We start from the raw sequence: 10,342 nt of genomic DNA, 5'->3' as shown, positions 1-10,342 counted from the left end.
AATGAGTGGCGTCGAGACAGCACGCCAGCTGACAATCGTCGGCCTGGTGCTCGTCGGCTGTTTCTTTCTGACTGTCGGTACTATCGGCCTGTTGCGGCTCCCGAACGTTTATAACCGGATGCACGCCACGAGCAAGCCGACGACGCTCGGGACAGCGGCGATATTCCTCGCTGGCTTCGTCCAGTTTGGCCCTGGCGGAGCGGGCCTGACCTCGCTCGTCGGCATTGTCTTCCTGTTTCTGACGGTGCCCACCGGCGCTCACATGATTGCCCGTGCTGCACAGCGGGTCGGTATTCCGTTTCTGGAGGGCGTTACATGGCCGACCGAAGGAGAGGGTGGCGATAGCGAGGAGCAACGCGACGAACCTGGCTGAGACCCAGACATCCCTCGGTCACGAGCCATTTCACGGACTGCTGGGACACGAATTATATCAGTAAGACAAGTATCTATTGTGGTATATCTCCAGCCGTACGCAAGGCTTAACTTTTCGGCAAGAGTTCATATCAATACGGGTAATATCGAGAGATGTCATCGTCGCCTGAAGATACGACAGTCCTGGTAGTCGACGACGAGAACGATGTCGCTGATGCGTACGCCCTCCAGCTGGATCTAGAGTACCAGACAGAAACGGCGTATGGCGGCGAGGATGCACTCGAACAGATTGACAACGACGTCGACGTGGTGTTGTTAGACAGACGGATGCCGGACCTCTCCGGTGACGAGGTCTTGGAAGAGATTCGGGACCGCGGGCTGGACTGTGCTGTCGTGATGGTGACTGCAGTCGACCCCGACTTCGATATCGTCGAGATGCCCTTCGACGACTACATCTGTAAGCCTGCAGACAGGGATACGCTCACCGACGCCATCGAGAAGCAACTCTCTGTCTCTGAGTACGACAACAACGTCCAGGAGTACATGGAGGTTTCCTCGAAGCTAGAGTTGCTCAAAAGCCAGAAGACAGCGGGCGAACTCGAAGCGAGCGAAGAGATAACCGAGCTCGAAGAGCGTGTCGAGGACCTCGAATCGACTCTCGATGAGGTCGTCAAGGAGTTCGACGACCCGGCACACGCCTTCCGCGACCTCGTCTGAACAGCGCGCCTGTCGGTCCTCGTTCCGTTCGTTACAGTTTAGATATGTTTTGAATCAGGTGCCTACACTTAACTGTGTCCCGCAGGTAGTCCGAGTCGAACATATTTATGCATCCGAACAAACAGAGGTGCTTCTGAGGTGTCCGCATCGCTTCGAAGACATCTTCTCAAACGAGGTGTCGGCTTCGTCCTTGTTCTCGCTGTCGTGTACGTGTTGCGCCCCCTGTTCCATCCAATCTTCTACGATATGCTCAACTCACCCGGAGCGCTAATTTTCTGGACTCTGACACTGCTGACTGTCACTGTGCTCTGGTTTCTGCCGCCACTCGATACCGAGGATTCGAGGGCCGCGGCCGCAGTTGCCGCACTGTTCGAGGAGACAGACCGCGGTGAGGTGAATTCCTCGGTGATTGTCAAACTCGCTCTGGTCGTGGGCGTTATCATCGTCGCACTCGTGCTCGCAGGGCTGTATTCGGTGCCGGCGAACGCCCTCGAGGAACGGACGCTGGCCGAGCAGACGATGGCCGAGGGGGAACCGGTCGAGAACTTCCCGGAGATGAACGCCGACAATGCACGCATCGTTCCCCGGTCGGTCGCCGACGTCCAGAGTCGGGGCTCGGTCTCCTACCGGCAGTATCGGCTCGGTACCAGTGATATCGCACGGATGGAAGACGGTCGACTGGCCTGGTCGTACCCGATTCAGCCCGATGGGTTCCGCAATATGCTCTTCGAGAACCAACAGGGCGTCCTGCTCTCGGATATGACCAGCATGGAAGACCAGGAGATTCAGGCCTTTGACGACACGCCGTTTAGTGTCGGCGAGGGTATGTTGCTCCACCGTGGTTCATCCTGGAATCTCCGGAAGTCAGACTTCTGGGCGAAGTACAACGACGACGCAATCGAGTTCGTCCACGACGGGAAACCCTACATGGCCTACCCCAAGACCGGCCACGAATGGCATCTAACTCCCATCCCACACACGACGCCAACTTGGGAGGGGGTCGCCCTGATTCACCCGGATGGGACAATCGAGAATCTCAGCCCGGAGGAGGCTCGTAATAGCGAGGTTCTTGAAGGACAGCGGCTTTATCCGTTGTACAACACGAACCGGAAGATGGAATCGCTCGGCTATCGTGAGGGAATCATCAACCAGATGGGGACAATCGGCTCGCACGAAAACGAGGTCGAAGTCGCCTCGCTCCCCCAAGGAGCAGGTAACAAACAGCCGTTTGTCGTCGACCTGAAGAGCGAGCGGATGTCGTACGTGACCACAATGGAGCCCTACGGCGCAGATACTCGCGGGCTGGACGAGGTCTGGTTCATCGACTCTCGAACGGGAGAGCCGACCTACTTCGAGAGCAAAAGACAGACCCTGACGGGTCCAGAGCGAGCAATGGGTATCGTGAGAAGCCAGGACTCACAGACTGGCTGGGGTGATAACTTCGTGGTTGTCGAGCCAATTCCGGTGTTCGTCGACGGACAGCTCTGGTGGCACTCGAAAGTCGTTCCCGTCGACAGCACCGATATCACACGACACGTCTTCGTGAACTCGGCCAACAAAGAGGCACTTACGGTCACCTCGACGAGCGAGGTAAAAGCCTTCCTCAGGGGTGAAGACGTGAACGGGACCAACGATATCGATACCGAACCTGCGCCGGGCGAGGACAACGTTGAGTACTACATCGTCATCGAGGACGAAGACGGGACCGTGATTCAGCGTATTCCAATCGGACCGGGTGAAGAGCCATCGGTCAAGTACGTCCCAGCAGAGGAGACAGCCCAAAACGAGAGCCAGGCCAGCGGGTAGCCCGTCCGGGCTGATGTCGTAATCGAGATTTTTAACACTGGGACGGGGTTCGGGACCGAGTACATGTCGTGATAGAGGAGTCTACCACCGGATTGGACGACGACGAACGCGAGGCACTCGTCACAATCGCTCACGGGGCCGTCGTGACCGCAGGAGGTGTCTCCGCCCAGCGGGTGCTCTCGACGGCTGCCGAGTTTATCCTCGCGAGAGGACTCGGGCCGGTCTCGTACGGCGTCTACGCGCTGGCCTGGCGAATCACTCAGCTGTTGATGCGCATAGTCACGTTCGGGAGTGTTCCGGCGTTGCAGCGATTCCTCCCCGAAGCCGCCGGCGATGACCCACGCCAATCCGTGCTCGTCGGGCTGGGGTATGCGACGACCGCTGGATTCGGGTTGATGCTCTTTGTTGGTGTCTGGATAGCCGCACCGACCATCAACAATCTGACCGTCGAGACCATGAGCTTCCCCTCCGCGATGCGGCTGTTCGGTGCGCTGGTCGGCCTGCTGGGCATCCTGATGCTCACGGCAGGCGTGTTCCGTGCCACGGGGTCGGCTCGTGGCGAGGTGGTGATAAACAAGCTCCTCAGACCGGGAGTTCGGCTCGTCGGCGGCGGCACTGCGCTCCTGTTTGGCTACTCTGTGGTCGGTGTGGCCGGCGCGATTCTGGCCTGCGCTCTCTTACTCGTGGTGGTGGTGCTCCCACTGTCTATCAGCACGACCGGTATCGCCCCACAGCTTCGTGGCATTCGCTCCGAGATACGCGGATTCTATAACCACGCCGGCCCGGTCGCGTTGAGCAGCCTCGGGAAGGTGTTCCAGAACCGGCTCGACCTGCTGTTGGTCGGTGGGTTACTGACAGCCGTCGCGGCCGGCGTCTACAACATCGTACTGGTTCTCGTCTCCGTGGCCTGGATTCCGCTGCTCGCGTTCAATCAGTTGCTCCCGCCGGTGGCGTCGAACCTGTACGCCGAAGACAAGATGCAGACGCTCAACGCTGTCTACTCTGCCGCCACGCGGCTGATTATTACGACGGTACTGCCCGTGGTTGCGGTCCTCGGGGTCTACGGTGAGACGTTCCTCGCTGTGTTCGGACCGACGTACACGCGGGGGTATCTGCCGCTCGTCGTCTATCTGGCGGGCGTATTCGTGGGGAGTGCAGTTGGCGCGACCGGCTGGCTCCTGATGATGACAGACCACCAGTACGCCCGGATGGCCCTCGACTGGCTGCTCGCCGTGCTTAATCTGGTGTTGACGTACACCTTCGTCGTCAGCTTCGGTCTGGTCGGCGCGGCGCTTGGCACGTCGCTGGCTATTGCCGTCCAGAACGGGATCCAGGTGGTCTTGCTCAGACACTTCGAGGGGCTGTGGCCCTACGACAGGACCTTCCTCAAGCCCCTCACGGCAGGAGTCGTGATGATCGTGGTGATGCTTCTGGTCCGTGTGTTCCTGGACGGGCCGGGAGCACTGGGTGTCGGAACTGTCCTGGGTATCGGTGGGTATCTGCTGACCCTGTGGGCTGTTGGTCTCGACAAACGGGACCGTCTCATCGTGGGTGAGCTCTCGGGCCGGTATCGCGACCGTGTGGCCGGTGTGTTCGGACGGTAGAGCGGTTATCTATCCCGCAGGACAGTCTCCCCGGGTGTCGTTGTTGCGCCGGCAGCGAGTTTCACACCCGCGTTCAGCGTGGTGTTGATAGCGGTCTTAGCGTCGTCCCCGACGATGACGCCGAACTTCCGTCGCTCAGTCGAGACTCGGTCGCCCTTGACAGTCACCTGGACTGGCCCGTCGTCGTGGCGGAGGTTGGCGACGTTCGTTCCAGCCCCGAAGTTGACGTTGCGTCCGAGAACACTGTCACCAACATACGAGAGGTGTGGGACGTGCGTTCCCGCCATCAGGATGCTGTTTTTGACTTCGACGCCGTGGCCGACTTTCGTCTCCGGACCGAGCAGTGTTTTGCCACGGACGTAGGCATTCGGCCCGACGGTAGCGCCCTCTTGGAGCAGCGCGGGTCCTTCGATGACGACGCCCGATTCGACGGTCGCCCCCTCCTCAACGACGACCGGCCCTCGAATCTCGGCGGAATCAGCAACATCGCCCCGGACCGAGCGGTCCAGGTCATCGAGTTTCCACTCGTTTGCTTCGAGCAACTCCCAGGGTCGGCCGACATCGAGCCATCGGCCGAGTTCGACCGGCGTCACCGACGCCGCCTCGATGGTTCGGGCGACCACATCGGTGAGTTCGTACTCGCCACGCTGGGACTCCGCTACGTCGAGATACTCGCTTGCTTCGGCTGTGAAGACGTACGCTCCGGCGTTGGCGAGATTCGACGGTGGGTCCGACGGCTTCTCGACGATGTCGGCAACGCGACCGTCGGCTGTCGAGAGCACGCCGTAACTGGTAGGGTCTTCGACGCGGATGGCCCCAATCGACGGCCCGGCCTCGAAGAGGGCAGTGAGGTCCTCGGACTCGTAGAGATTGTCGCCGTTGAGGACCGCAAAGGGGCCGTCGAGATGGGATCGAGCCGCCCTGAGAGCATCGGCGGTTCCTCGCTGTTGTTCCTGTGTCGTGAAGGTCACGGGAACTCCGCGGTGTTCGGAACCGAAGTGCTCGCGAACGTCCTCGGCCTCGTAGCCAACGACGATAATCAGTTCAGATGCACCCGCATCAACAGCCGCGTCTGCCGTGTGTGAGACGAGCGGGCGACCGGCAACCGGCAACATCGGTTTTGCAATCGACTCCGTGAGCGGGCGCATCCGTGTCCCCTGCCCTGCCGCGAGGATTACAGTCTGCATGGGTCGTCTATCTCCGCCAGCTGACTAAGTAGTACTGACACGCGCCGAGGGCGAGACGAGTGGCAACAATCTTCACACGGTTCGTTCCAGGCCTGTCTCCAGGTTCCGTCAACATTCGCGAAAGAACCGGCGCTTTTGCGGCTGGCCCACATAGATGGCTACATGACTGAGGAGGACTGCAGCGGGAGAGTCCCGACAGAACGGAACTCGCCGGTCGGTGACCCTGTTGTCCGAGCCGACCTGAGAGACGGAGAACAGCCGGCCCTCCAGTTCGACCCGGACGATCCGGAGAGTATCGACACTGCGGCCGAACTCGTCGGCTCGTTTGCCGAGACGGTCTCCGACGAGGCAGACCATCTCGTGATGTTACGTGGCGCAGCCGCCTGTGCTGTCCTGGTCCGGGGAACCGGCTCCTACAGAGGGGCAACAGAGCGCGCCGGCGAGCATGTGACAGTCTCGTTCATCAGGACGTGGGCACGGGTACACGACCTGCCACAGGCGGTGCGGAGGCACGTCGCGACTGGTGACATCGCCCCCTCGACGGCAAAACACATTGCCAGAGTCCAGGGGACTGCACGGCTACACCTCGCCTGGGCGGTCATCGACCACGACCTCACAGTCCGAGAGGTTCGGGACGTGGTCGGTGATATTCGGGATGGTCGCTCCGTCGAGGGAGCACTCGAACAGCGAGGCTACAGCCTGGGTGAGCTGACAGTGACGTTACCGCCAGAAGAGTACTGTCTGTTGCGACGAGAAGCCTCCCTGGACGGGCAGCGACCCGGTGAGGAGATTGCCGAGTTGTTCCAGAAATCGTAAGGTCTTAACCGGAGACTCCCCGACGATAGGGTGAGGGCCGGTAGCTCAGTTTGGCAGAGCGTCTGGCTTTTAACCAGATGGCCGCGTGTTCAAATCGCGCCCGGCCCGTGCAACGAACCGCCGAGTGGCAACGAGGGGGTGAGTGAACTGGCAGGCACGATTTGAATCGCAGGGAGGTCGCGCGCAACGAAGTGAGCACGTCCGACCGTGTGTTCAAATTGCGCCCGGCCCGTGCTTTGAACCGCCGAGCGTTGCGTGGCGCAAATAGAGTGAGTGCCACGAGTACGAGCGGCGAAGCCGCGAGCAACGAGGCGGTGAATGAACCGGCAGGCACGACTTGAATCACAGGGAACACGCAGCGCGAGCGGTGCGAGGTCGGAGCGAAGCGAAGACCTCGAATGCGAGCGGTGAAACCGCGAGCAGCGAGCGACCGTGTGAGTGAGTGTTCAAATCGCGCCCGGCCCGCTTTTCCTGCAAACCGCAGGTGTGCATTAAACGAATTAAGAGGCCAGCCTACTGATGTGCCAAGCGTGGGCTGCCGAGTGTCGAATCGCCGGCTCACCAACCAGGTCTTTGCTTTTCTAAATGACTCTGCACGGTATCGTGAATACGCATACGGCAGCCATTATATTGATTTAAGTATTACAGGAAAAGAACCCGTACCTTTATTGTATTTTTGGTATTCTATTTTTATATGACAAGAGACTCTGCAAGATTATTCAAAGGGCGAACGGGTCCTATCGTTATCGGTATCGGACTCATGATGGCTGGGTTATTGTTTCTCTTTGTGATTGTGCCACCGATTGCGTTTGGAATTCTGCTCATCCTCACTGGGGCAATCCTCTTTAGCACCTATTCGTGACTCCTGACTTGCTGAGTACGAAATAATGAACGGTAACTCGGATTCGGTGATTACCTACTGCTGGGAGAGACGCGCGCGCCATTTTGCATGGTCGTTCTATCAGGTATTTGAATTGCTTTCTTATTCATAGAGTGATGGATGGCAACTTACTGACAGAAAGTCCACTCACTCAGAGGTGTGGACCGACCTACTCCGAGTGGCTATCGACTCTGACGAGTACCTTGATTGCGTCACGCTCGTCCATCGCCCGATACCCTTCGGGCACGTCGTCGAGGTCGACCGTCTTCGTGAATATCGGCCCAGGGTCGAGTGTGCCACCCAGCACGTCTGCGAGCAACTCCTCGGCGTATGCACGGACCGGTGCGACGCCGCCACGGAGCGTGATATTGTCGCTGAACAGCGAGAACACGTCGAGTCCGGCGTCGTCGACGCCGTGGGGGACACCGACGTAGCCCACGGTACCGCCGGGTCGACAGAGTTCGATTGCAGTCTCCATCGCCGATGCGGCGCCGACACACTCCAGAACGTGGTCAGCACCACCGTCTGTGAGCTCGCGTGCCTGCTCGATGGCCTCCTCGCCGCTGGCCCCGACAGTGTCGGTTGCCCCGAACTCCCGGGCCAGCGAGAGACGGTCTTCGTGGTGGCCCATTGCCACAATCTTCCGTGCCCCTAGCCGCCGCGCCGCGAGGACACCACAAAGTCCGACCGCGCCGTCACCGACGACGATACACGTGTCTCCGGGTCCGACACCAGCACTGACGGCGGCATGGTGGCCAGTTCCCATCACGTCGGTCAGCGGGAGAATCGACCGAAGGGTGTCCTCGTCGTCGGCGTGTCGGTCTGGCACGCGGACAAGCGTGCCGTCTGCCTCGGGCACGCGGACGTACTCGCCCTGCGCGCCGCCGTTCTCGCCGCCCCACGAGTCGCCGTTGGCACAGGAAGTATGCAGTCCCTGACGGCAGAACTCACAGCGCCCACAGCTAATCACGAACGGGGCGAACACGCGGTCGCCCGGCTCGACGGCCGTAACCTCGTCGCCAGTCTCCTCGACGATTCCCATCGGCTCGTGGCCCACTCGTGACCCCGTTTCGCGGTCGCTGTCTCCCCGGTAAAACCACAGGTCCGAGCCACAGACTGCGGTGTGAGTCACTCGGACGATTGCGCCCGTCGGTGTCTCCAGGGTAGGTTTCGGGACCTCTTCGACGGTAATCTCGCCTGGGCCTCCGTAGATTGCTGCGCGCATACCCTCGCATTGGACTCCTGTCTCAAAACGGTTCCTCGTCAGCAGTTCTCGCAGCCACAGTACTGGTCACAGACCGGGTTATCACAGTCTGGACTCCGCGCCGTACAGTACGTGCGGCCGTGCCGAATCAGGAGGACGTGCAGCGGATATGTCAGTTCGTCGGGAACGCGCTCTCCGAGTACGTCGTGTGCGCGCTGATTGGTGGCGTTCTCTGGAACGAGTCCGAACCGCTTCGAGACGCGCTCGACGTGCGTGTCGACGGCCATCGTCGGTTTCCCGAAATGAAAGTTCAACACGACGCTCGCTGTTTTCGGACCAACGCCCTTGATTTCGGTCAGCCAGTCTTTGGCCTCGTCGGTCCCCATCGCGTCGAGGAAGGCAAGCGAGTACGCTCCGCCGGTCTCCTCGCGAATCGCCTCGAGCGAGCGCTGGATTCGTGCGGACTTCTGGTCCGGCAACCCGGCGACGCGAATAGTCTCAGCGAGTTCGTCCTGGTCGGCGGCCTCGATATCGGCGTAGGTCTCGTAGGTGTCGAATAAGCTCTCGGAAGCCCGTCGAGTGTTCTCGTCTGCCACGTTCTGGGAGAGAATCGTGGTCAAGAGCTGACGGACACCTGCGCCCGGTTCGGCTTCGGGGTCAGCGCCGTGTGTTTCCTCTCGGTCGATTGGCTCGTACAGTGACACCAGGTCGTCGTGCAGCTGACGGACGCGCTGTTCCGTCCATTCTTGTGCCATGTCGGGGGGTGAGGACTGGAGCCGTTTCAACCCGACGAGAGGCGATGGACTTCCTCACATCAAATAGCTAGCAAAGTGCGTGGACTCGACAGGGTATACTCACAGCAAATAAAAGAATTATTTTAAGATAGACTCGCCGGGACTGCGCAAACGCGGAGCGTTTGCGAAGGTCGGCGAGGAAGCGAGACGAACGACGTGAGTCGAGTGGACTCGCCGGGATTTGAACCCGGGGCCTTCCCCGTGCCAGGGGGATGATCTACCACTGATCTACGAGCCCGCTGTGCACTCCCTGATTTTCGGTGGGCTTGCTTAAACCCATCGGATGCGACCGAGTGTGGTGCGTGGTCTCCCGATCTGCTGGATGACAAGACCGATATGCTCGCCCAAAAAATCCCATATCTGCATGCCCTCCACCAAGCCACCAGCTTCCGTCACGGAGTACGTCGAAGAAGGCGTACGCATTGCCGCGATTCTGCTCGTCTGGGGAGTTCTCGGGACAGTCGCAACGCACGGCCTCGCGGACATCGGCGGCCCGGGAAGCCCGCTCGAAACGCTAGGCCCACAGCTCGGCGCACTTCTGCTGGCGACCGGACTCCTCAACGGATTGCTGTACGTGCTCTACCGGACCGTCGATTACTGTGAGTCTTGAATGCGCGGCCGGAGAACGCTTCTTTTTTAAGTGCGACAGGATTACAGGTTCTCACGAATGCCCAACTCCAACGGACCACAGCAGGGAACGCGGCACAAACTCCAGAACGACGCGCGCTCACGCGGCACCACCCCACCACAGCAGGCCGTCGAGAAGTTCGAGACCGGCGATACGGTCCACCTGAGTCTCGACCCGTCCTCACAGGACGGTCGCTTCCATCCCCGATTCAACGGCGAAGTCGGCAGTGTCGTCGGCAAGCAGGGCGAAGCCTACCAGGTCGAAATCACCGACGGCTCGACCGAGAAGAAGCTCATCGTAAAGCCTGCACATCTCAAGTTGAAAGACGAATAAG

The 10,342-nt window shown here is 60.1% G+C and carries 10 protein-coding genes and 2 tRNA genes; 8 read left to right on the top strand and 4 right to left on the bottom strand.

Translation table 11 applies throughout. From position 1 onward, the window contains the following. Position 1 precedes the first annotated feature (1 nt). The 4 genes from mnhG to OSC37_RS02670 all read left to right on the top strand — a co-directional run bounded on the left by mnhG (position 2) and on the right by OSC37_RS02670 (position 4,499). Entirely contained in the window at positions 2-373 is a 372-nt protein-coding gene (gene mnhG, locus OSC37_RS02685; RefSeq protein WP_267163062.1) for a monovalent cation/H(+) antiporter subunit G, read from the top strand. Between the two features lie 152 nt (positions 374-525). Then, the gene (locus tag OSC37_RS02680; RefSeq protein ID WP_267163061.1) at positions 526-1,089 is read left to right on the top strand and encodes a response regulator; all 564 of its coding nucleotides are present in this window, start codon (positions 526-528) and stop codon (positions 1,087-1,089) included. A 138-nt stretch (positions 1,090-1,227) separates the two neighbouring features. Beyond that, a complete protein-coding gene (locus OSC37_RS02675; RefSeq protein ID WP_267163060.1) occupies positions 1,228-2,895 on the top strand; it encodes a hypothetical protein in 1,668 nt (555 codons plus the stop codon). A 68-nt stretch (positions 2,896-2,963) separates the two neighbouring features. Next, on the top strand, positions 2,964-4,499 hold the full coding sequence (locus OSC37_RS02670; RefSeq protein ID WP_267163059.1) for a lipopolysaccharide biosynthesis protein: 1,536 nt from the start codon (positions 2,964-2,966) through the stop codon (positions 4,497-4,499). A gap of 5 nt (positions 4,500-4,504) precedes the next feature. Here OSC37_RS02670 and glmU read toward each other — a convergent pair whose 3' ends face one another. Next, complete coding sequence (gene glmU / locus OSC37_RS02665; RefSeq protein WP_267163058.1) at positions 4,505-5,686, bottom strand: bifunctional sugar-1-phosphate nucleotidylyltransferase/acetyltransferase; 1,182 nt, start codon at positions 5,684-5,686, stop codon at positions 4,505-4,507. A 162-nt stretch (positions 5,687-5,848) separates the two neighbouring features. Between glmU and OSC37_RS02660 the strand changes: the two genes are divergently transcribed. After that, positions 5,849-6,502 (top strand): DUF7119 family protein, encoded by a 654-nt coding sequence (locus tag OSC37_RS02660; protein WP_267163057.1) that lies wholly within the window; start codon positions 5,849-5,851, stop codon positions 6,500-6,502. 34 nt (positions 6,503-6,536) lie between these two features. Then, positions 6,537-6,610 (top strand) — tRNA-Lys (locus OSC37_RS02655). 941 nt (positions 6,611-7,551) lie between these two features. Here OSC37_RS02655 and OSC37_RS02650 read toward each other — a convergent pair. The 3 genes from OSC37_RS02650 to OSC37_RS02640 form a co-directional block, all read right to left on the bottom strand. Next, complete coding sequence (locus tag OSC37_RS02650) at positions 7,552-8,607, bottom strand: zinc-dependent alcohol dehydrogenase family protein (protein ID WP_267163056.1); 1,056 nt, start codon at positions 8,605-8,607, stop codon at positions 7,552-7,554. Between the two features lie 38 nt (positions 8,608-8,645). Beyond that, entirely contained in the window at positions 8,646-9,341 is a 696-nt protein-coding gene (locus tag OSC37_RS02645; protein WP_267163055.1) for an endonuclease III domain-containing protein, read from the bottom strand. A gap of 205 nt (positions 9,342-9,546) precedes the next feature. Further along, positions 9,547-9,618, bottom strand: a tRNA-Ala gene (locus tag OSC37_RS02640). A 126-nt stretch (positions 9,619-9,744) separates the two neighbouring features. On the opposite strand from OSC37_RS02640, the gene OSC37_RS02635 reads away from it, so the two are divergent. Continuing rightward, on the top strand, positions 9,745-9,990 hold the full coding sequence (locus OSC37_RS02635) for a hypothetical protein (protein ID WP_267163054.1): 246 nt from the start codon (positions 9,745-9,747) through the stop codon (positions 9,988-9,990). 57 nt (positions 9,991-10,047) lie between these two features. After that, positions 10,048-10,341 carry a 50S ribosomal protein L21e gene (locus tag OSC37_RS02630; RefSeq protein WP_267163053.1) on the top strand — a complete coding sequence of 98 codons (294 nt, stop codon included), beginning with the start codon at positions 10,048-10,050 and terminating at the stop codon, positions 10,339-10,341. Position 10,342 lies beyond the last annotated feature (1 nt).

It is taken from the genome of Halovenus salina, from assembly GCF_026410925.1.
Taxonomy (GTDB): domain Archaea; phylum Halobacteriota; class Halobacteria; order Halobacteriales; family Haloarculaceae; genus Halovenus; species Halovenus salina.
This window is presented reverse-complemented; position numbering and strand designations above follow the sequence as displayed.